Raw genomic sequence first — 17,562 nt, forward strand, 5'->3', positions numbered from 1 at the left:
GGTCATCGTCGTGGCGTGCATGCACAAGCTGCTGGCCATCGCCTATGGCGTGCTGAAGTCCGGAAAGCCGTTCGACCCGGCCAGGTCGCTTGCCACACCGACTTGACAACCACAATGGTGTCTCTATGTCGCCGAGCCGGACAGCCCCGCTCTGGTCCTGCGCCGCGCCAGGTTCGTGTGCAGCGGCTTCGTTGGCGCGTGCCCAAGCCGTGCGCCGCGCGATGCAGGTGCGCGAGGGAAGCTGCCGAATCCGCGCGCTGCGCAGGACCAGGGCGGGCCTACTGGCAACGATGCGAGCCCGCGGCTGACCGCGCCAATTCAAACCCCAGTGCGCTCTCCGCCGAACGCGATTTCACCCCGCAGATCGGGAACAAAAAAGCCAGCGCGTTGGCGCTGGCGACGGTCCTCACCTCGGGACTCTGCGTCAGTTGCGGTCCTTCTTCATCGCCTTGGTGTTGTTCGTCTTCGCCTTGGCGACCTTGGTGCCCTTGGCCTTGTCGTGGTCGTGCCCGCTCATGCCGGCCTGCGTTGCGCCCCCGGTCGTGCCCATGGTGGTGTCGCTCGCCGCGGGCGTGCTGCCCGCCGTCGTGGCGGTGCCGCTGGTGGTCACGCCCGCGCCCGTGCCGGTGGACGCGCCGCCCGCCGTGGTGCCGGCGCCCATGCTGGTGGAGCCACCCGCGCCCATGCCGGTGCTGGTGCCCGCGCCCAGGCCGGTGCCGGTCGACGTGCCCGCCGTGGTGCCGGCGCCCATGCTCGTGGAGTTGCCCGCGCCCATGCTCGTGGGGTCGCCGACGCCCGGACCATTGCCACCCCCTGTTCCTGTTCCGCCGCCTTGCGCGACGGCCGCGCCGCCGAAAGCCAGGGCCGCCGCTGCGACCAGGGCCGAGAGGGTTCGAGAAGTTGATTTCATTCCGATCCTGCCTGTCTCTTGCTGTGTGAAGGGGTGCGCCGGCCGACGCCGGCACGTACATACGGTGGGGGCGCCACACGGGGCTTTCAGGTCGTCGCCTTGCCGATGCGCACGTAGGAAGGGCCGAAGCCGTGCTATCCGGCGCGCGCGGGGCGCCATACTCGCGCCATGCCCACTGCCTCCGAGGCCCACCAGCAGGCCTCCCCCGGCGACAGCGTGATCGGGTGGAAGCTGGACCGCGCTGAACGCGAAGCGCTGCTGGCGCGCTTTCCCGCGCGCCATCCGAAGGCGATCGCGGACCACGTCACGCTGCGTTCGCGCGTGAGCGAACAAGCCGGCCTGCCGCCCTCCACAGTGGGAGAGATCGTCGGCCGCAGCGACGATGGCGCGGGCGTGGAAGCAATGGTGCTGAGGATAGACGGCAGCACCGTGCGCCCGGACGGCGGCACCTACCACATCACCTGGTCGCTGGCGGAAGGACGCGAAGCGAGGGAGAGCAACGACGTGATCCGCCAGCACGGCTGGGTCGCCGTGGAGCCGCCCGTGCCGGTGCGGCTGGACGCCGCGAACTTCCCTCGCTCCTGAGCGGCTCAGGAGTTCCGCTCGCGCTCGTCGCGGCGGTCGCGGTGCAGGGCCGCGTCCGCGCGGTGCAGCGCATGGCGCGTCGCCAGGCCGAGCTTGTGCAGCGCGAGCTTCGCGTCGTCCGCGAGGCGATGCGCGGTCGCCCTGGCGGAAGCAGTTGCCGAGCCGTCGTCCCGGCTGTTGTCGGCGGCAAAGGCGCTGCTGCTGAACGCCAGCGCCAGCGTGATCACGAAGGCCGAGAGTTTCATGGCCGTCCCCCTTGCGATGGTTCACTCCCTTTTTTGAACGCAGTGCCGGCCGCCTTCGCTGTCGGACGCCATCCCGCGGTGCCCGACCGTGAGGGCAATTGCCACCTGTGCCGGGGCCGTTTTATGCTGCACCCCATGAGCCTGCGCTTCGACGTCGAGCACAGGGACGGCTACTCGGTCGTCCGCGTGGAAGGGGCCCCTTCCCTCGGGCAGTTCCTTTCCTTCCTGCACCTGATCGGTGTGGAGACCGCCGGCTGGCAGGTCAGGCGCGTGCTGTTCGACCTGCGGGGAATCGAGACGCTGACCACCTTCACGGAGCACTACTCCATCGGCGGCGAGGCCGCCCGGCAGCTGGCGCACCTGCAGCGGGTGGCCGCCCTGCTCGAGCCGCATCGCATCACCCGCGCCGGCGAGAAGACGGCCCAGCAGGAAGGCATGAACCTGATGGCGTTCACCGACGAGGCAGAGGCGGTCGCCTGGCTGACCGCGTCGCCTGGCTGACGAGCAGGCTGGGGGGAAGCGAAGCGCAACCCCAGCGTTCGCGCCTCACGCCGCCAGCGCGGCCCGCTGCACCCGCTCCCGCGTCAACGGCATCTCGCGCACCCGCACCCCGAGCGCATCGAACAGCGCGTTGCCGATCGCGGCCGCCACCGGGCCGTGCGTCGGTTCGCCCGCGCCCAGCGATGGCTCCTGCGGCCGGTCCAGCACCGCGATCTCGATCGCCGGCACCTCCGAAAAACGCAGGATCGGGTACGCGCCCCAGCGCTCGCTGGTCACGCGCGTGCGGTCGAACTGCACGGCTTCCTTCAGGACCCAGCTCACCGTCTGGATCGCGCCGCCCTCGAGCTGGTTCTTCACCCCATCGAGGTGCACCACGCGACCGACGTCCACCGCCAGCCACAGGCGTCGCACGCGGATGTCCTGCTGCGTTTCCACCTCGGCGATGGCCGCGCACCAGGCGCCGTTGTTCTTGTAGCGGGCGAAGCCGAGTCCCTGGCCCACCCCTTCGCGCTTCGCGCGCTGCCGCCAGCCCGCCATGCGCGCGACGTGCTCCAGCACGGCCCGGCCGCGGGCGTCGTCCAGGTGGCGCAGGCGGAAGTCCAGCGGGTCGACGCCCAGCGCGAGCGCGATCTCGTCCATGAAGCACTCGGCGGCGAACACGTTGCAGTGCGCGCCGAGCGAACGCAGCGAGGACGTGCGCAGCGGCATCGCCAGCAGGCGGTGGTTGACGACCCGGTGCCGCGCAAAGGTGTAGCCCGGGATCGAATTGCGTTCGGCACCGGCACCGGTGGCCAGCGGCACGTTGATCGAGACCTGCGGCGCGAAACCGTCCGCCAGCAGCGGTGCGGCATGGAACACCGGCACCGCCATGCGCCCGGGCCGCATGCTGTGACCGTTGGACCAGACCGCGTGCTGCCAGTCGACGATGCGGCCGTCAGCGTCCACACTGGCCTGCAGGTCCACCGCCATCGCGGCGCCGAAGGGTGCGCACGCCAGTTCGTCCTCGCGCGTCCACAGCACCTGCACCGGACGGCCCGGCACCGCCCGCGCCAGGAGCGCCGCGTCCACGGCGGCATCGTCGGCGCCGTTGTGACCGTAGCAGCCGGCGCCTGGCACGTGCGTGACGGTGATGTCCTGGGGCGCGATGCGCAGCAGCAGCGCCAGGTCCTTCAGCAGCGGATAGACGCCCTGCGCGTGCGTCCACACCTCGACGCGCCCGCCGTCGTCCCAGCGGGCCAGCCCGCACGACGGGCCGATGGAGGCGTGCGCGAGGTAGGGGCGCGCATAGCTCGCCTGGAAGGAACGGGTCGGTGCGGTTGCCGCGCTCGCGGGCTCCTTCTCGTCGACCACGCTGGTTTCGACCGGCTGCGCGCGCAGGAAGGCGGGCAGGTCGTCCATGTCCGGCAGGGTCTCCCGCTCGTTCCACTGCGCCACCGCCTTGAGTTTGCGCAGGGCCCGGTTCGCCTCGGCTTCGCCCTCGGCGATCACGCCGAGGAAGCTGCCGTCGCGCACCACGCGCACGACGCCGGGCAGCGCTTCGACCGCGGCGACGTCCACCGCCTGCAGCGTCGCGCCGGGCGAAGGCGGATGGGCGATGCGCGCGTACAGCATGCCGGGCAGGACCATGTCGTGCAGGAAGGCGGGCCGGCCCATCACCTTGTCGGGAAGGTCCAGGCGCAGCGGAAGCTCCCCTTCGCGCTCGGCGCCCGGCGCCTTGGGCGCGGCGCGACCCTCGGCCGCGCAAGCGAGCAGCGCGGGATCCGCCAGCTCCCAGTAGCTCGTGCGCAGGGCGGGCACGCCGCGCACCCGGATCTCGCCATCGCGCACCTCGAGGTCGCCGGCGGCAACTTCCAGCCGCTGCGCCGCCGCGTCCAGGTAGATCGCCCGCGTCTCGGCGCAGACCTGGCGCAGCGCGCCGCCGGAGTCCTGCACCGAGAGGCTGCCGGCCGTGAAGCCCTCGTTGGGCGCACCGGCGGTGCTGGCCCGAACCATCGCGATCCGGCCGACGGCGACGTCCAGTTCCCCGGCCACGATGGCGGCCAGCGCCGTGGCGATGCCCTGGCCCAGTTCGACCTTGCCGCTGCAGACCTCGACGCGGCCCTCGGGCCGGATCGCCAGCCACTGCGACAGTCGCGGATTCGCCTTCAGGCTGGGGGGCAGCCCGCTCATGCCGGCGCTCCCGCCTGCGCCGCCCGCAGCACCGCGCGCACGATGCGGTTGTGCGCGCCGCAGCGGCACAGGTGCTTGTCCAGGGCCTCGCGCACCTGCGCCTCGCTCGGCTGCGGCACGCGCGCCAGCAGTTCGGTGGCGCTGGCGAGGATGCCGGAGAGGCAGTAGCCGCACTGGCCGGCCTGCTCGTCGAGGAAGGCCTGCTGCAGCGCGCCGGGCCGCCCGTTGCGCGCCAGCCCTTCGACGGTGACGATCGCGCGGCCTCGCACCGCGCCCACGGGCGTGTCGCAGGCCGGCACCGACACGCCATCGAGCAGCACGTGGCAGGCGCCGCACTCGCCGCTGCCGCAGCCGAAGCGGGTTCCGACGAGGCCCAGGGTGTTGCGCAGGACGTCCAGCAAGGGAGTCTGGTCCTCCGCCTGCACGACCTGTTCGCTGCCGTTGACGCGCAGCAAGAAACCGGTTTTGCCCATGCCTGCTGTCTCCTTGCCGGCACTCTAAGGTTTTTTGCCCGGGGGTATACTTTCCCTCGCTCCGGGGTGCGAACGGCCGCAGGCCGCCTTCGCTGAGATGGCCACACCAAACCCGTGAACTTGAACCGGTTCGTACCGGCGTAAGAAGAGCTTGTCGGGCCAGGCCCTCCCTCAAGGGCGCAGTTCCCGCCATCCCCTCCGGAGCACCGCTTGATCGCAGAAGGGATGGCCGCATGAATTTTCTTTCCCGTTTCCTCCGTTGCCCCGGGCCGCGCCGATGAAGATCGGCATCGCCGGCGCCGGCCTGCTCGGTCGCCTGCTCGCGTTCCAGCTGGGGCGCGCCGGGCACGAGGTGCACGTGTTCGACCCGGCCGCCCACGCGGAAGCGCGCGGGGCGGCGGGGTGGACGGCCGCGGGCATGCTGAGCCCGGTGGCGGAGCTGGAGTGCGCGGACGAGGGAGTGTTCGCGCTGGGGGTGCGGTCGATCGCCTTGTGGCCGGAACTGCTGGGGCAGTTGCAGGTCCCGGTGGAATTCCGGCGCGAAGGGAGCCTGCTGGTCGCGCACCGCGGGGATGAGGGCGCTGCGCGCCGGGTCGTCGAGGTGCTCGAGGAAAAGATGGGCGCGCTGGATTCCCGCCTGCGCGGGAATGAGGGCATGCGCCGGCTGGAACCGCAGGAGCTGCGCGAGCTGGAGCCCGCCATCCGCGGACCCGCGCACGCCTGGCTCATCCCCGGCGAAGGGCGCATCCATCCCGTGCAGGCGATGCAGGCGCTGGCCGCCGCGGCGTCCGGCGTGCAGTGGCACTGGGGCCGCGCCGTCGACGCGGTCCACCCGGGCGAACTGCACACGAGCGGGGGCACCCCTCGCTTCGACCACGTGTTCGACGTGCGCGGCACTGGCGCGCGGCCGCAGTTGGCGGTGCGCGGCGTGCGCGGCGAGATCTTCTGGCTGCACGCGCCGGGCGTCGACCTGCGGCGCCCCGTGCGGTTGCTGCACCCGCGCCACCGCGTCTACCTCGTGCCGCGCGAGGGCGAGCTCGTGGTGGTCGGCGCCAGCGAGATCGAGAGCGAGGACCGCTCGCCGGTGTCGCTGCGCAGCACCGTGGAACTGCTGGCCGCCGCGCATAGCGTGCTGCCCGAACTGGCCGAGGCGCGGATCGTGCACAGCGAATCCAACCTGCGCCCGGCCCTGCCCGACAACCTGCCGCTGCTGCAGTCGCAGCGCGGCCTGACCCGCATCAACGGGCTGTTCCGCCACGGCTGGCTCATCGCGCCGGCGCTGGTGGAGCAGGCCCTGCAGGAGCTGAAGCCATGAACCAGATCACCGTCAACGGCGAGCCGCGCCGCGTGGACGACACCGCGACGCTGGCCGACCTGGTCGCGGCGCTCGGCCAGCCGCCCGCCGCGCTCGCCACCGCCGTCAACGGCGAGTTCGTGCCGCGCTCGGAGCGCGCCGCCGTGCGGCTGCGCGAGGGCGACGCCGTCTTCACTTTCCAACCCATCACCGGAGGATGAACACCATGGGACTTCGCATCGGAGACACGGAACTCGCCAGCCGCTTCTTCCTGGGCACGGCGGGCTACCCGTCGCCCCAGGTGCTGCGCGAGGCGATCGCCGCGTCGGGCACGCAGGTGGTCACGCTGAGCCTCAAGCGCCAGCTGGCCAACGCCGGGACGCCCAACGACTTCTTCAAGTTGATCCGCGAAAGCGGCGCGCGCCTGCTGCCCAACACCGCCGGCTGCCGGACCGCGCGCGATGCGGTCAACATGTCGAAGATGGCGCGGGAGATGTTCGAGACGAACTGGATCAAGCTGGAGGTGATCGGCGACGAATACACGCTGCAGCCCGATCCCTTCGAGCTGGTGGAGGCCGCCCGCACGCTGGTGAAGGACGGCTTCGAGGTGCTGCCCTATTGCACCGACGACCTGGTGGCCTGCCAGCGCCTGCTGGACGCCGGCTGCAAGATCCTGATGCCCTGGGGCGCGCCCATCGGTTCCGGCCAGGGCCTGCTCAATCCCACCGCACTGCGCACGCTGCGCGCCCGCCTGCCGGACGTGACGCTGGTGGTCGATGCCGGCATCGGCTCGCCGCGCGACGCCGTGCAGGCCATGGAACTGGGCTACGACGCCGTGCTGGTGAACACCGCCGTGTCGCAGGCCAAGGACCCGGTCAAGATGGCGCAGGCCTTCCGCCTCGGCGTGGAGTCGGGCCGGCTGGCATACGAGGCCGGCGTCATGGCCAAGCAGGAAATGGCCGTGCCCAGCACGCCGGTGACGGGTCAGCCCTTCACGCTCTGAGGCGATTGCCCCGGCGCCTGGAGGCTTTCGCCCTCCCTGGTGCCGGCGCTCAGGCAGGCGGAAGTGGACGCGGAGCACCGGGGCCGCGAGAAGCCGAGCGACCATGCGCCGGTGTGGATCCGTCTCGACGAGGCGGCGCTTCCTCGGGCGGGCGCACGCGCCTGAACATCGCGAGCAGCAGGAGGTCGTAGACGATCTTCGTCGCGCCAGCGGCGATGAGGGGCCAGCCGAAGCTGGACACGCCCAGCAGCCAGCCGGCGAGCGCCGGGCTCGCCGCGGCGGCGAGGCTGCGCGGCACCGCCGTGACGCTCGCCGCCGCCGCGCGCTCCGCCGGCGTCACGATCCCCGTCACGTAGGAGCTGCGGGTGGGCACGTCCATCTGCGACAGCGCGGCGCGCACGAACAGCAGCGCCACCGCCTGCCACAGCGCATCGCAGAACGGGATCGCCAGCAGGCAGAGGCTGGACGGCAGGTGCGTGTAGACCATCGTGCGGACCAGGCCGATGCGCTTCGAGAGCCGCGCGGCCGCGAGGTAGGAGAGCGCGGTCAGCAGCCCCATCCAGAAGAAGACCGAGCCGGCGACGGCCAGCGGCAGGCCGAAGCGCTGGTACAGCCACAGCGCCACCAGCGACTGCACCACGAAGCCGCCGCCGAAGGCATCCAGGCTGAACAATGCGGCCAGCAGGTAAACGCGGCGGCGCGACGGCCCCAGTGCCGAACGCGGTTCGTCGCCGACGGGCTTGGGCTCCGGCCGCAGGGTGCGGTACACGAGCGCGGCGAGCCCTGCGAGGCCGGCGTACAGCAGGAACATGGCCTGGAGCGCGCCCAGCGGCGACAGGCCGAGGGGCGGCCCCAGCCATGCGGGCAGGCCCGCGCCCAGCGCACCCACCGCCGCGCACAAGGTGCCCGCCATGCTGTAGCGCGCGAACACGGCCGTGCGCTGGCTGTCGTGCACCGAGCGCGACAGCAGCGAGTGCTCCAGCGGCAGGAACACGCTGACGTCGCCGCCCGAGGGATTCACCGTGCCCACGAAGGCGACCAGCATCAGCGGCCAGAAGGCGTGCAGGGTCGCCAGCCCGACGCCCGTCGCCGCCATCAGCACGCAGGCCGCGAGCAGCAACACGCGCAGCCGGAAGCGCCAGGCATGCAGGCCGGCCAGCAGCGTCAGCAGGCCGGAACCGAACAGCGTGGTGGTAGCGACCAGGCCGACCTGGAAGGGCGTGAAGCCGAGCGCCAGCAGGTACAGCGGCAGCAGCAGGCTGACGAAGCCGTCGCCGAAGGCGCGCACGCCGCGCGCGAGCATCAGGCGCGTGGCGTCGCGGAGGGGGAACGGGGATCTCTGCAAGCGGGCCTCCTGCCGGGCCCGGAGCCCGGATAAACAGGAGCAGCGCTTGGACGCGCGAGCGTCTTGGGAGGCGGGGAGACTGCCCTCGTCCCCGCCGAAAAAAATTCTACGCTTCCTCGTCGACGATGGGGTTCGACAAGACCCCGATCTTCTCGATGTCGATCTCGATGCGGTCGCCCGCCTTCATGAACACCGGGGGATTGCGCGCATAGCCGACGCCCGAGGGCGTGCCCATGGCGATCACGTCGCCGGGCTCCAGCGTCATCACCTCGGTCAGCAGGCACAGGGTCTCGACCACCGGGAACAGCATGTTGGAGGTGTTCGAGCTCTGCATCGCCTGGCCGTTCAGGCGCGACTCGATCTTCAGGCCGGCGGCGCCGGGCGGCAATTCGGACGCAGGCACGACCCAGGGCCCCAGCGGGCCGGTGCGGTCGAAGTTCTTGCCGATGGTCCACTGCGTGGTCTTGCGCTGGTAGTCGCGCAGGCTGCCGTCGTTGAAGCAGGTGTAGCCGGCGACGATCTCCAGCGCGTTGCCTTCGTCGAGGTGGCGGCCGCGCCGGCCGATGACGACCGCGAGTTCCGCTTCGTAGTCGAAGCGGTCCGACACGCGCGGGCGCAGCAGCGGCTGGCCGTGCGCGGCCAGCGAGCTCGGCACCCGGAGGAAGAAGCTGGGGTACTCGGGCTTCTTGTGGCCGCCCTCCGCCGCGTGGTCGGCGTAGTTGAGGCCCAGGCACACGATCTTGCCGGGGCGGGGCACGGCGGGCAACAGCTTCGCCTCGGACAGGCGCAGCACGCTCGCCGGGTTGGCGCGCGCTTGCGCGGCGGCCTGCGCGAGCTGCTGCGCCGGCTGCTGCAGCCAGCCGACGATGCCGTGACCGGAGGGCGGCGGCGGCAGGACCACCACGTCCTGCTGTTCGACCGCGCCGACGGCTTCCGCGCCGGCGTGCGAGAGGGTGACGAGCTTCATGCCTTGTTTCCTTGGGTGGCAGCCTGCTGCTGCACATGGGCCTCGGTCGCGTCGCGCGCCAGCGCGTACACCGCCACGACGCCGCCGTCGGGCGCCTTCAGCAGGGCGAAGGTGAAATCGACGTAGAGCCGGCGCCCGTCCTTGTGGTTGGAGCGGGTGCGCAGCACGCGCGTGCCCGTGCGCAGTTGCCCCGTCGCCACGGCGCGCGTGAAGCCGGCGTCGTGGGCGGGGCGGAAGCGTTCGGGGATCAGGAGGTCGAGGCCCTGGCCGACCGCTTCCTCGCGGCTGTGGCCGAACAAGCGCTCGGCCGCCGCGTTCCAGAACCGGATCGTGCCGCCGGTGTCGGCGACGACCAGCGCATCGGGCAGGCTTTCGAGCAAGGCGCGCAGCAGGCCCGCGTCGGCGAGGGTGGAGTCGCTCCAGGGCGTCATGGCCAGCCAGTCTGCCACAGGGCGCCGGATGCCGTATGGTTGCCCCCATGGACGAAGACATCGAAGCCCTGCGCCAGGAAGTGCGGCACCTGATCGCGATGCACACCGCCTCCTACGTGGTCCTCACCTCGCTGGTGGCCACGCACCCCAACCCGGCCCAGCTCCAGCTGCACCTGGTCACCGCCCTGGAGGGCGTGCTCGGCTCGGAGCGGCTGGCGAGGTGGGGGGAGGACCAGAAGCAGATCGTGCGCAAGGTGGTCGAGACCTTCCAGCACGTGCAGCCGGCGGCCATCATCGACCCGCTGGCCAGCGCCATGGGCGCGCAGGATCCGCGACGGAAAACCTAGTCCTTGTAGAACGCCTCCACGGCGCCCTTCAGCTTGATCAGCAGCGGCCGGCCCTTGCGGTCCAGCGTCTTGCCGGCCGGCACGCGGATCCAGCCCTCGCTGATGCAGTACTCCTCGACGTCGTGCCGCTCCTTGCCGTTGAAGCGGATGCCGATGTCGTGCTCGCAGGCGGCGGCGTCGTGGTGCGGGCTGCGCGGGTCGACGGACAGGTGATCGGGAAGGGGCGGACGGGGGGTTTCGCTCATGGGCCGGTATTCTCGACGATCCGGCCCCGGGTTTTCCCGCGGCGCCGGCCCGGAGCTGCGCGGCGGTCGGCGAACCCGGCTAACCTGCGGCCCTCTTCGTGACTGCTGGAGCTGCCGTGTCCCGTCGCCCCCTTCCGCGCCGCCATGTCGTGCTCGCCCTTGTCGCCGGCGCCCTGCTGGCCGCCTGCGCGCAGCGTCCCACCGGCGATGCCGGCAAGCTGGCCCGCATCCAGCACGTGGTCGTGATCTACGCGGAAAACCACAGCTTCGACAACATGTACGGCCTGTTCCCGGGCGCCAACGGCATCGCGCGCGCCACGCCGGAGCAGAGCACGCAGCGCGACCACGACGGCCGGCCCCTGCCGGAGCTGGTGATCTTCGGCAGCGACGGCAAGCCCGACCCGCGCTTCCCCAGGATGCCCAACCGGCCGTTCCGCATCGATGCCCCGCCCATCTCCAGGCCGCCGACGGAGGTGGTGCTCAACCCGATCCACGCCTTCTTCCACAACATCGAGCAGATCAACGGCGGCCGCAACGACATGTTCGCGGCCATGTCGAACACCGGCGGCTGGACCATGGGCCACTACGACGGCAGCGTGATGCGGCTGTGGAGATGGGCGCAGGAGTACACGCTGGCCGACAACTTCTTCATGGGCGCCTTCGGCGGCTCCTACCTGAACCACCATTGGCTGATCTGCGCCTGCACGCCGCGCCATCCCGATGCGCCCGAACCCATGCGCATCCGCCTCGACGCGGGCGGCAAGCTGGAAAAGCGGCCCGGCTCGCCCTCCGCGCACGAGGGCGCGGTGCAGTTGTTCAGCGGCGGCGGCGTGCAGGTGACGCCGGACGGCTGGTCCGTCAACACCACGCAGCCGCCCTGGCAGCCCAGCGGCATTCCGCCGGCGGCCGCCGGTCCGGCGACGCACGCCGATGCGGCCGGCACCCCGGGTTCCCGGCTGCCGCTGCCGCCGCAGACGGCGCGCACCATCGGCGACACGCTGAGCGCGAAGGGCGTGGACTGGGCCTGGTATTCGGGCGGCTGGAACGATGCGCTGAAGGACGGCATGCAGCCGCCGCAGGTGCGCCGCAGCGTGATCTACACCCGGGCCGCGAACGCGGACAACTTCCAGCCGCACCACCAGCCCTTCAACTACTACGCGCGCTTCGCCCCCGGCACGCCGGACCGCGCGCGGCACCTGAAGGACGGCAGCGACTTCGTCCGCGCGATCGAGACCGGCACGCTGCCCCCGGTGAGCTTCTACAAGCCGGTGGGCGTGAACACGCAGCACCCCGGCTACGCCGACATCATGACCGGCGACGCGCACATCGCCGGACTGCTCGACAAGCTGCGCGCCAGCCCGCAGTGGAAGGACATGCTGGTGATCGTCACCTACGACGAGAACGGCGGCTTCTGGGACCACGTGCCGCCGCCCGCCGGCGACCGCTTCGGCCCCGGCTCGCGCATTCCCACCATCCTGGTCGGCCCCACGGTGAAGCGCGGCTTCGTCGACTCGACGCCCTACGACACCACCTCGATCCTGAAGTTCATCACCGAGCGCTTCGGGCTGGAGCCGCTGCCGGGCGTGCGCCCGCGCATGGGAAACCTCACGAACGCGCTGGACTGAAGGCGACGTCGGGGATCCAGTTGCGCCTGCGGCGCGCGAGCCGGTCGTCCACGCCCTCGCCGTCGAAGCTGACCTCGTCGCGCTGCAGCAGGGCCGGGTCCACGTCCTCGAAGGCGTTGACGCTCACCACGCCGTAGGTGCGCCCGTCCAGCTCGCAGGTCACCACCGGCACCACGCCGCAGCGGGAGCAGACGTGGAACACGGCGGTCCTGGTGCCGAAGGCATAGCGGTGGACGGCATCGTCGTCCTGCACGCGCACGCGCAGCGTGCCGGTGGGGCAGGAGGTCCACACGCCGCCGTGCTTGCGGCAGAACGCGCAGGTGCAGGCACGCGCCGGGATGTGCGCGGGCTCGGGCTCCCAGCGCAGCTGGAAGGCGATGTTGCCGCAGTGGCAGCGTCCGCAGATCAGCATGCGCCCTCCCTTCAGCGCCGCGGCGGCACCTCGTAGCGCAGTTCGGCGAAGCCGTCGCCGATCCGCCTCGCCTCCACCAGCTTCAGCGAAGGCGAGGTGATGCGCCGCGGCAGCAGCGGCTTGCCCTTGCCCAGCGTCACCGAGCCGACCTGCACGATGATCTCGTCCAGCAGCCCGGCGTCGTGGAATTGGCCGACGAGGTCGCCGCCGCCGACCAGCCAGAGGTTCTTGCCGCCCGCCGCGGCGCGCATCTCCGCGTGCACCGGGCGCACGTCGCCCCGCACGAAGCGGATCGAGGCGCCGGGCACGGGCGACTGCGCCCGCGAACTGAACACCCAGGTGGGCTGCGCGTAGGGCCAGGCCCCGGGCTTCTCCGAGCCGGGCCGGATCACGTGGCGCAGCATCCATTCGTAGGTGGACGAGCCCATCGCCAGCGCGCCCACCTCGCGGATGAACTCGGGGTAGCCGGTGTCGTTGATGTCGCCGAGCGGGAACAGCCACTCGAGCGAATGGTCCTCGGTGGCGAGGAAGCCGTCGAGGCTGGAGGCGGTGTAGTACTGGGTTCGCATGATCAGAGCCAGCGACGCACCCGCGCAGCATACGCCGCCCAGGATTCGCCGAACCGTTCGCGCATCGCCTTCTCCTCCGGCACGACCTGGAAGCGGTCGATGAAGAGCACGAAGGCCAGCGGCCCGAAGAAGGGCCAGGCCGAAGACAGTTGCACCGCCCACGCGGTGAGCAGCAGCGCCATGCCCACGTACATGGGGTTGCGCGTGACGCGGTAGACGCCGCCGGTGACGAGCGCCGACGCGTTCTGCGGCCGCAGCGGATTGACCGTGGTGCGCAGGCGCCGGAAGGCGACGAGGCCGGCCAGGTCGAAGGCCAGCCCCGCGGCGACCAGCACCACCACCAGCGCGTCCCGGACCCAGGACGCCAGCGCGAAAGCGGGCGGCATTTGCCCCACCGCCCACATCGCCGCTGCGATGGCGAGGCCGACGACGGGGGGCGGGATGCGGTGCTCCAGATTCAGCATCGCGCGGATGCTAGCACCGCCCCTTCCCGCCGCCGGCAGGCCTCAGGCCTTGCGCGCGGACTGCGGCCGGTGCTGCTGCGCGATCGTGCGCACCTCGCGGTGCACCCTCGCCTGTTCCTCCAGCTTCTTCTGCTGGCTCGCCCTCAGCGCCTGCGCGGCCTTGGGGTCGAAGCGGCCGTTGACGTAGTTGGCCGCGTTCTCGAAATCATCGAAGTACTTCGACTGCTCCCACATGATGGGGTACCTCCTTGCGCCGCAGCTTAGGCGAGCGATGCGGGCGGGATCAAGCCCGAGAACGGCCGCATCGGGAATTCCCCCGCGTTGCTGTTGGCCGCCAGCGACTGGCGTAACAGGATCGCAAGACTTCCTTACGCGCAGTCACAGACGGGTGCTTGATGACCATCAAGCCGGACTCGGCTGCGACGCCCGAGCATCGCAGCATGGGGGACACCGTCGTCGAACTGCTTGGGTTGTATCCCGCGTTGCACGGGCTGGAGGCGGAGGTCGCGGCGCTGGCGCCGCAGGCGCTCGCCGTGGCCGCGGGCACGGTCCTCTTCAGCGAGAACGATCCGTGCAAGGGTTTTCCGCTGCTGCTGGAAGGCGAGGTGCGCGTGAGCCGCAACTCCGTCGACGGGCGCTCGCTGGAGTTGTACCGGCTGGTCCCCGGGGAGCTGTGCCTCGCTTCCAGCGCCGGCCTGTTCCGCTCGCAGCCGCTGGCCGCGCAGGCCGTCGCCACGCGCGCCACGCGCCTGCTGCCGGTGCCGGCCGCCATCTTCCGCGGCTGGCTGGCGCAGCCAGCGTTCCGCGACTTCGTGCTGGGCCTGTTCGCCGAGCGCATGGCGGACCTCACGGGGCTGATCGACGAAGTGGCCTTCCAGCGCCTGGACCGCCGGCTCGCCGCAGCGCTGCTCGGTCGCGGGCCCGAGCTCTCGGTCACGCACCAGGAACTGGCGAACGTGCTGGGCACCGTGCGCGAAATCGTCACGCGCCTGCTGCGGCGCTTCGAGCGCGAGGGCTGGATCGAACTCGCCCGCGAGCGCATCCGCATCCGCGACGGCGCCGCGCTCCGCCGCCTGGCGGAGGCTGGGTAACCCAGGTCACAGACACGCGCCCCGCCGCGCTGCTGCAATGGGGGCCCCTCACCCAAGGAGAAGCCCCAATGAAAGCGAATGTCGGCAGCACCGATCGCATCGTCCGCATCCTCGTCGGCCTGGTCCTGATCGGCCTGGCCGCCACCGGCAGCATCGGCCTGTGGGGCTGGCTGGGGCTCGTGCCGCTGGCCACCGGCGTGGTCGGCTGGTGCCCGCCCTACGCCATGCTGGGCATCAGCACCTGCAAGACGCGCAACTGAACCGGACGCAGCGGCGATGCAGCCCTTGCCCCATCATTACCGCGCCCGGGCGCGGGCGGCCGGCAACGGGAGCGTCCTGGTCGGCGCCGAGGGCCTGCCGGAGATCGAGACCCACGCCCCACCCGAGTTCGGCGGGCCCGAGGGCTACTGGTCTCCGGAGGCGCTGCTGATCGCCGCCATCGCGGATTGCTACATCCTGTCGTTCCGGGCCTCGGCCCGGGCTTCCAGCCTCCCCTGGCTGTCCCTCGCGGTGGACGTCGAAGGCGTGCTCGAGAAGTCGGAGGGCATGACGCACTTCACCCGGTTCACGATCTCGCCGCGCCTGGCGATCGCACCCGGCACCAGCGAAACCCTGGCGGGCGCCGTGCTGCGCAGCGCCAAGCGGGCGTGCCTGGTGACGAACTCGCTCACGGGCGACTGCGAGCTTGCGCCCACGGTGCACGTGGTCGCGCGGGACGACGCCGCGGCCAGCGCCTGAGGGCCGCGGGGCCGCACGGCTGTTGCGGCCCCGCCGGCTTCCTTCCTCCTCTTCCCCTTTAGCCGCCGGACGCCCAATACCGCACCGGCGCAGGGCTTTTCGGCAACCCGACAGAAGCGGGCAGCCCGCTGGCCCATGCGCTGTTCACTGTCGCGGCATAGGACGGCTCCTATCCCCCCTCGGCGCGCACCCCGGCCGGAAATCGGAGAACGCCGAGCCTCTGATTCAGTCTTGGCTGATCGCGGGAACGCGGGCCGTCGCCGATAGTGGATCCATGCCGAAAGGCGATGCGTACCAAGACTCTCCGAGGAGAAGCGAAATGATGGATTCCGGCACCTCCCAATTCCAGCTGTGCTTCCGTTCCCTGTTCGACAGCGGCCGGGGCTTCGCCTTCCCGTGCGACCCGCAAGGCCACGTCGACCTCGACCACATGAGCGAGCGTGCGCGCAACAACTACTTCTACGCCCGGGCGATGATCGGCCGCGAGCTGACCTACCCGGCCGTCGAAACGATGCACTGAGCCCCACCAGGGAGGGCCCGCACCGTGCGGTGCGCCCTTCCGCCGGGGTTCACACCATCAGTTCGATGAGGAAGGGCCCCGGGTGCCGGAAACTGCGCTCCAGCAGTTCGGCACATTCCTCCATGGTGCTTGCGCGGGCGGCCTCCACGCCCATCCCAGCCGCAAGCTGAAGCCAGCCCAGGTCCGGATCTCCCAGGTCCAGCATCCGCAAGGCGGTCGGGCCCGGCGTCGCCCCGACGCCGCGGTATTCGCCCTGCAGGATGGCGTACTTGCGGTTGTTGAGCAGGATCGTCGTGCAGGGAAGCTTCTCGCGGGCCTGCGTCCAGAGCGCCTGCAGGGAGTACATCGCCGAGCCGTCGGCCTGCAGGCTGATCACGCGGCGCTGGCCGCCCGCGCCGATCGCGGCCCCCGTCGCCACCGGCAGGCCGGCGCCGATCGCACCGCCGACGAGATGCAGCCAGTCGTGCGCCGGCGCCGCATGGGAATTCTTGTAGAAGCCACGCCCGAAGGAGATGCTCTCGTCCGACACGATGGCGTGTTCGGGCATCAGCGCGGCAATGGTCTGCGCGACCTTGTCGGGCGCCGGCGCGCCGCTGGCGGGCTGCGGGCGCGGGCCCGGATCGGGCAGCGCGACTTCGGGCGCGCCCAGGGCCTCGGCGAGCGCGCGCAACGCGGCCACTGCGTCCTGCTCGGGGCGGGTCACCACGTGCAGCTGGGCCTGCGCCGGGGACTGCGTCGAGGGCTTGCCGGGATAGGCGAAGAAGGCCACCGGCGGCCTGGCGCCGATCAGCAGGATGTGCTCGAAGCGGCCCAACGCCTCCATCGCGAGGTCGGTGTTGTAGGGCGTGCGCTCCAGCTGCAGCCGGCCGCGGCCGCGCTCCACGTGCGAGCTCATGTAGTCGGCCATCAGCCGCGCGCCGGTGGCCTGCGCGATGCGCCAGGCCAGCGCCTGCGACTCGCCGCGCGCGCCGCCGCCGGCCAGCAGGATCAGCGTCGGCTTGGCGCTGCGCAGCACGCGCGCGGCGTTCTCCACCGCGAATCCGTCGACGGCGGGCGCCGACGGCACCGGCAGCGCGCCGGCCACCACGCCGCCCTCGTCCCACGAGGCGTCCGAAGGCAGGATCAGCGTCGCCACCTGGCCGGGCGCGGTGCGCGCGGCCTGCACGGCCGCGGCCGCATCGCGGCCGACCTCGGCCGAGGTGGTGCTGGTGCGCACCCAGCCCGACACGGTACGGGCCAGCGCTTCGGTATCGGCCGTGAGCGGCGGATCGTGCGGCCGGTGCCAGGTGGCCTGGTCGCCGACGATGTTGACGATGCCGCTGCGGGCGCGCCGCGCGTTGTGCAGGTTGGCCAGCCCGTTGGCGAGGCCCGGGCCGCAATGCAGCAGCGTGCAGGCGGGCTTGCCGGCGATGCGCCAGTAGCCGTCGGCCATGCCGGTGACCACGTTTTCCTGCAGGCCCAGCACGCAGCGCATGCCGGCGCTCTGGTCGAGCGCGGCCACGAAGTGCATCTCGCTGGTGCCGGGATTGGCGAAGCAGGTGTCGACGCCGGAAGCCAGCAGCGTCGCGACGAGGCTCTGGGCGCCGTTCATGAAGGGATCCTCATAGGGGGCCGATCTTAGACCGGCC

At 71.6% G+C, this 17,562-nt stretch carries 24 protein-coding genes and 1 riboswitch; of the genes, 11 read left to right on the top strand and 13 right to left on the bottom strand.

What is annotated here, in order from left to right:
- Positions 1-424: 424 nt before the first annotated feature.
- The gene (locus JJ685_RS28945; RefSeq protein WP_201677867.1) at positions 425-910 is read right to left on the bottom strand and encodes a hypothetical protein; all 486 of its coding nucleotides are present in this window, start codon (positions 908-910) and stop codon (positions 425-427) included.
- A 168-nt stretch (positions 911-1,078) separates the two neighbouring features.
- Between JJ685_RS28945 and JJ685_RS28950 the strand changes: the two genes are divergently transcribed.
- Positions 1,079-1,495, top strand: a complete 417-nt coding sequence (locus JJ685_RS28950; protein ID WP_201677868.1) for a hypothetical protein — start codon at positions 1,079-1,081, stop codon at positions 1,493-1,495.
- 5 nt (positions 1,496-1,500) lie between these two features.
- Here the strand turns inward: JJ685_RS28950 and JJ685_RS28955 are convergent, their stop codons facing one another.
- Positions 1,501-1,740 (bottom strand): hypothetical protein, encoded by a 240-nt coding sequence (locus JJ685_RS28955; protein WP_201677869.1) that lies wholly within the window; start codon positions 1,738-1,740, stop codon positions 1,501-1,503.
- Between the two features lie 135 nt (positions 1,741-1,875).
- Here JJ685_RS28955 and JJ685_RS28960 point away from each other — a divergent pair, with 135 nt between their 5' ends.
- Positions 1,876-2,241 (top strand): hypothetical protein, encoded by a 366-nt coding sequence (locus tag JJ685_RS28960; protein WP_201677870.1) that lies wholly within the window; start codon positions 1,876-1,878, stop codon positions 2,239-2,241.
- A 45-nt stretch (positions 2,242-2,286) separates the two neighbouring features.
- Here JJ685_RS28960 and JJ685_RS28965 read toward each other — a convergent pair whose 3' ends face one another.
- Together JJ685_RS28965 and JJ685_RS28970 are read right to left on the bottom strand one after the other, a co-directional pair.
- Entirely contained in the window at positions 2,287-4,410 is a 2,124-nt protein-coding gene (locus JJ685_RS28965; protein ID WP_236599375.1) for a xanthine dehydrogenase family protein molybdopterin-binding subunit, read from the bottom strand.
- Positions 4,407-4,883 (bottom strand): (2Fe-2S)-binding protein, encoded by a 477-nt coding sequence (locus JJ685_RS28970; RefSeq protein ID WP_201677872.1) that lies wholly within the window; start codon positions 4,881-4,883, stop codon positions 4,407-4,409. Before JJ685_RS28970 ends, JJ685_RS28965 begins: the two co-directional genes overlap by 4 nt.
- A gap of 52 nt (positions 4,884-4,935) precedes the next feature.
- Positions 4,936-5,047, top strand: a riboswitch (TPP riboswitch).
- Between the two features lie 113 nt (positions 5,048-5,160).
- Between JJ685_RS28970 and JJ685_RS28975 the strand changes: the two genes are divergently transcribed.
- The 3 genes from JJ685_RS28975 to JJ685_RS28985 are packed head-to-tail and all read left to right on the top strand — an operon-like array spanning position 5,161 to position 7,180.
- Entirely contained in the window at positions 5,161-6,198 is a 1,038-nt protein-coding gene (locus JJ685_RS28975; protein WP_201677873.1) for an FAD-dependent oxidoreductase, read from the top strand.
- Entirely contained in the window at positions 6,195-6,398 is a 204-nt protein-coding gene (gene thiS, locus JJ685_RS28980) for a sulfur carrier protein ThiS (protein WP_201677874.1), read from the top strand. The genes JJ685_RS28975 and thiS overlap by 4 nt, the downstream gene beginning before the upstream one ends.
- A 5-nt stretch (positions 6,399-6,403) precedes the next feature.
- Positions 6,404-7,180: a thiazole synthase gene (locus JJ685_RS28985; protein ID WP_201677875.1), complete on the top strand. Its 777-nt coding sequence runs from the start codon at positions 6,404-6,406 to the stop codon at positions 7,178-7,180.
- A gap of 49 nt (positions 7,181-7,229) precedes the next feature.
- On the opposite strand, the gene JJ685_RS28990 is transcribed toward JJ685_RS28985, so the two are convergent.
- The 3 genes from JJ685_RS28990 to JJ685_RS29000 form a co-directional block, all read right to left on the bottom strand.
- On the bottom strand, positions 7,230-8,525 hold the full coding sequence (locus JJ685_RS28990; protein ID WP_236599376.1) for an MFS transporter: 1,296 nt from the start codon (positions 8,523-8,525) through the stop codon (positions 7,230-7,232).
- A gap of 106 nt (positions 8,526-8,631) precedes the next feature.
- The gene (locus tag JJ685_RS28995) at positions 8,632-9,492 is read right to left on the bottom strand and encodes a fumarylacetoacetate hydrolase family protein (protein ID WP_201677876.1); all 861 of its coding nucleotides are present in this window, start codon (positions 9,490-9,492) and stop codon (positions 8,632-8,634) included.
- Positions 9,489-9,923, bottom strand: coding sequence for a PAS domain S-box protein (locus JJ685_RS29000; protein ID WP_201677877.1), 435 nt, complete (start codon positions 9,921-9,923; stop codon positions 9,489-9,491). Before JJ685_RS29000 ends, JJ685_RS28995 begins: the two co-directional genes overlap by 4 nt.
- Positions 9,924-9,970: 47 nt before the next feature.
- On the opposite strand from JJ685_RS29000, the gene JJ685_RS29005 reads away from it, so the two are divergent.
- Positions 9,971-10,270, top strand: a complete 300-nt coding sequence (locus JJ685_RS29005) for a hypothetical protein (RefSeq protein WP_201677878.1) — start codon at positions 9,971-9,973, stop codon at positions 10,268-10,270.
- Here the strand turns inward: JJ685_RS29005 and JJ685_RS29010 are convergent.
- Entirely contained in the window at positions 10,267-10,515 is a 249-nt protein-coding gene (locus JJ685_RS29010) for a DUF3297 family protein (protein ID WP_201677879.1), read from the bottom strand. The genes JJ685_RS29005 and JJ685_RS29010 overlap by 4 nt on opposite strands.
- Before the next feature lie 116 nt (positions 10,516-10,631).
- Between JJ685_RS29010 and acpA the strand changes: the two genes are divergently transcribed.
- Positions 10,632-12,140: an acid phosphatase gene (gene acpA / locus JJ685_RS29015; protein ID WP_201677880.1), complete on the top strand. Its 1,509-nt coding sequence runs from the start codon at positions 10,632-10,634 to the stop codon at positions 12,138-12,140.
- Here the strand turns inward: acpA and JJ685_RS29020 are convergent.
- The 4 genes from JJ685_RS29020 to JJ685_RS29035 are packed head-to-tail and all read right to left on the bottom strand — an operon-like array spanning position 12,121 to position 13,819.
- The gene (locus JJ685_RS29020) at positions 12,121-12,552 is read right to left on the bottom strand and encodes a GFA family protein (protein WP_201677881.1); all 432 of its coding nucleotides are present in this window, start codon (positions 12,550-12,552) and stop codon (positions 12,121-12,123) included. The genes acpA and JJ685_RS29020 overlap by 20 nt on opposite strands.
- Before the next feature lie 11 nt (positions 12,553-12,563).
- The gene (locus tag JJ685_RS29025) at positions 12,564-13,121 is read right to left on the bottom strand and encodes a dihydrofolate reductase family protein (protein WP_201677882.1); all 558 of its coding nucleotides are present in this window, start codon (positions 13,119-13,121) and stop codon (positions 12,564-12,566) included.
- 2 nt (positions 13,122-13,123) lie between these two features.
- A complete protein-coding gene (locus tag JJ685_RS29030; RefSeq protein ID WP_201677883.1) occupies positions 13,124-13,585 on the bottom strand; it encodes a methyltransferase family protein in 462 nt (153 codons plus the stop codon).
- 42 nt (positions 13,586-13,627) lie between these two features.
- Complete coding sequence (locus JJ685_RS29035; RefSeq protein ID WP_201677884.1) at positions 13,628-13,819, bottom strand: hypothetical protein; 192 nt, start codon at positions 13,817-13,819, stop codon at positions 13,628-13,630.
- A 161-nt stretch (positions 13,820-13,980) separates the two neighbouring features.
- On the opposite strand from JJ685_RS29035, the gene JJ685_RS29040 reads away from it, so the two are divergent.
- From JJ685_RS29040 to JJ685_RS29055, 4 genes are all read left to right on the top strand, one after another.
- Positions 13,981-14,676, top strand: a complete 696-nt coding sequence (locus JJ685_RS29040; RefSeq protein WP_236599377.1) for a Crp/Fnr family transcriptional regulator — start codon at positions 13,981-13,983, stop codon at positions 14,674-14,676.
- A gap of 68 nt (positions 14,677-14,744) precedes the next feature.
- Entirely contained in the window at positions 14,745-14,936 is a 192-nt protein-coding gene (locus JJ685_RS29045) for a YgaP family membrane protein (RefSeq protein ID WP_201677885.1), read from the top strand.
- Between the two features lie 16 nt (positions 14,937-14,952).
- Positions 14,953-15,414 (top strand): OsmC family protein, encoded by a 462-nt coding sequence (locus JJ685_RS29050; RefSeq protein ID WP_201677886.1) that lies wholly within the window; start codon positions 14,953-14,955, stop codon positions 15,412-15,414.
- A gap of 319 nt (positions 15,415-15,733) precedes the next feature.
- The gene (locus JJ685_RS29055) at positions 15,734-15,934 is read left to right on the top strand and encodes a hypothetical protein (RefSeq protein ID WP_201677887.1); all 201 of its coding nucleotides are present in this window, start codon (positions 15,734-15,736) and stop codon (positions 15,932-15,934) included.
- A gap of 49 nt (positions 15,935-15,983) precedes the next feature.
- On the opposite strand, the gene JJ685_RS29060 is transcribed toward JJ685_RS29055, so the two are convergent.
- Positions 15,984-17,525, bottom strand: a complete 1,542-nt coding sequence (locus tag JJ685_RS29060) for an acetolactate synthase large subunit (RefSeq protein ID WP_201677888.1) — start codon at positions 17,523-17,525, stop codon at positions 15,984-15,986.
- Positions 17,526-17,562 lie beyond the last annotated feature (37 nt).

The organism is Ramlibacter monticola (assembly GCF_016722785.1).
GTDB lineage: Bacteria > Pseudomonadota > Gammaproteobacteria > Burkholderiales > Burkholderiaceae_C > Ramlibacter > Ramlibacter monticola.

What these genes read in the sequence shown, in the direction of transcription:
- JJ685_RS29050 (WP_201677886.1), top strand. Translation starts at nt 14,953, where the DNA reads ATGCAGCCCTTGCCCCATCATTACCGCGCCCGGGCGCGGGCGGCCGGC.
- JJ685_RS28950 (WP_201677868.1), top strand. Translation starts at nt 1,079, where the DNA reads ATGCCCACTGCCTCCGAGGCCCACCAGCAGGCCTCCCCCGGCGACAGC.
- JJ685_RS28945 (WP_201677867.1), bottom strand. Translation starts at nt 910, where the DNA reads ATGAAATCAACTTCTCGAACCCTCTCGGCCCTGGTCGCAGCGGCGGCC.
- JJ685_RS29055 (WP_201677887.1), top strand. Translation starts at nt 15,734, where the DNA reads ATGATGGATTCCGGCACCTCCCAATTCCAGCTGTGCTTCCGTTCCCTG.
- JJ685_RS29030 (WP_201677883.1), bottom strand. Translation starts at nt 13,585, where the DNA reads ATGCTGAATCTGGAGCACCGCATCCCGCCCCCCGTCGTCGGCCTCGCC.
- JJ685_RS28995 (WP_201677876.1), bottom strand. Translation starts at nt 9,492, where the DNA reads ATGAAGCTCGTCACCCTCTCGCACGCCGGCGCGGAAGCCGTCGGCGCG.
- JJ685_RS29045 (WP_201677885.1), top strand. Translation starts at nt 14,745, where the DNA reads ATGAAAGCGAATGTCGGCAGCACCGATCGCATCGTCCGCATCCTCGTC.
- JJ685_RS28955 (WP_201677869.1), bottom strand. Translation starts at nt 1,740, where the DNA reads ATGAAACTCTCGGCCTTCGTGATCACGCTGGCGCTGGCGTTCAGCAGC.
- JJ685_RS28970 (WP_201677872.1), bottom strand. Translation starts at nt 4,883, where the DNA reads ATGGGCAAAACCGGTTTCTTGCTGCGCGTCAACGGCAGCGAACAGGTC.
- JJ685_RS29010 (WP_201677879.1), bottom strand. Translation starts at nt 10,515, where the DNA reads ATGAGCGAAACCCCCCGTCCGCCCCTTCCCGATCACCTGTCCGTCGAC.
- JJ685_RS29005 (WP_201677878.1), top strand. Translation starts at nt 9,971, where the DNA reads ATGGACGAAGACATCGAAGCCCTGCGCCAGGAAGTGCGGCACCTGATC.
- JJ685_RS28985 (WP_201677875.1), top strand. Translation starts at nt 6,404, where the DNA reads ATGGGACTTCGCATCGGAGACACGGAACTCGCCAGCCGCTTCTTCCTG.
- JJ685_RS28975 (WP_201677873.1), top strand. Translation starts at nt 5,161, where the DNA reads ATGAAGATCGGCATCGCCGGCGCCGGCCTGCTCGGTCGCCTGCTCGCG.
- JJ685_RS29035 (WP_201677884.1), bottom strand. Translation starts at nt 13,819, where the DNA reads ATGTGGGAGCAGTCGAAGTACTTCGATGATTTCGAGAACGCGGCCAAC.
- JJ685_RS29000 (WP_201677877.1), bottom strand. Translation starts at nt 9,923, where the DNA reads ATGACGCCCTGGAGCGACTCCACCCTCGCCGACGCGGGCCTGCTGCGC.
- JJ685_RS29040 (WP_236599377.1), top strand. Translation starts at nt 13,981, where the DNA reads ATGACCATCAAGCCGGACTCGGCTGCGACGCCCGAGCATCGCAGCATG.
- JJ685_RS28965 (WP_236599375.1), bottom strand. Translation starts at nt 4,410, where the DNA reads ATGAGCGGGCTGCCCCCCAGCCTGAAGGCGAATCCGCGACTGTCGCAG.
- JJ685_RS29025 (WP_201677882.1), bottom strand. Translation starts at nt 13,121, where the DNA reads ATGCGAACCCAGTACTACACCGCCTCCAGCCTCGACGGCTTCCTCGCC.
- JJ685_RS29020 (WP_201677881.1), bottom strand. Translation starts at nt 12,552, where the DNA reads ATGCTGATCTGCGGACGCTGCCACTGCGGCAACATCGCCTTCCAGCTG.
- JJ685_RS28960 (WP_201677870.1), top strand. Translation starts at nt 1,876, where the DNA reads ATGAGCCTGCGCTTCGACGTCGAGCACAGGGACGGCTACTCGGTCGTC.
- JJ685_RS29060 (WP_201677888.1), bottom strand. Translation starts at nt 17,525, where the DNA reads ATGAACGGCGCCCAGAGCCTCGTCGCGACGCTGCTGGCTTCCGGCGTC.
- thiS (WP_201677874.1), top strand. Translation starts at nt 6,195, where the DNA reads ATGAACCAGATCACCGTCAACGGCGAGCCGCGCCGCGTGGACGACACC.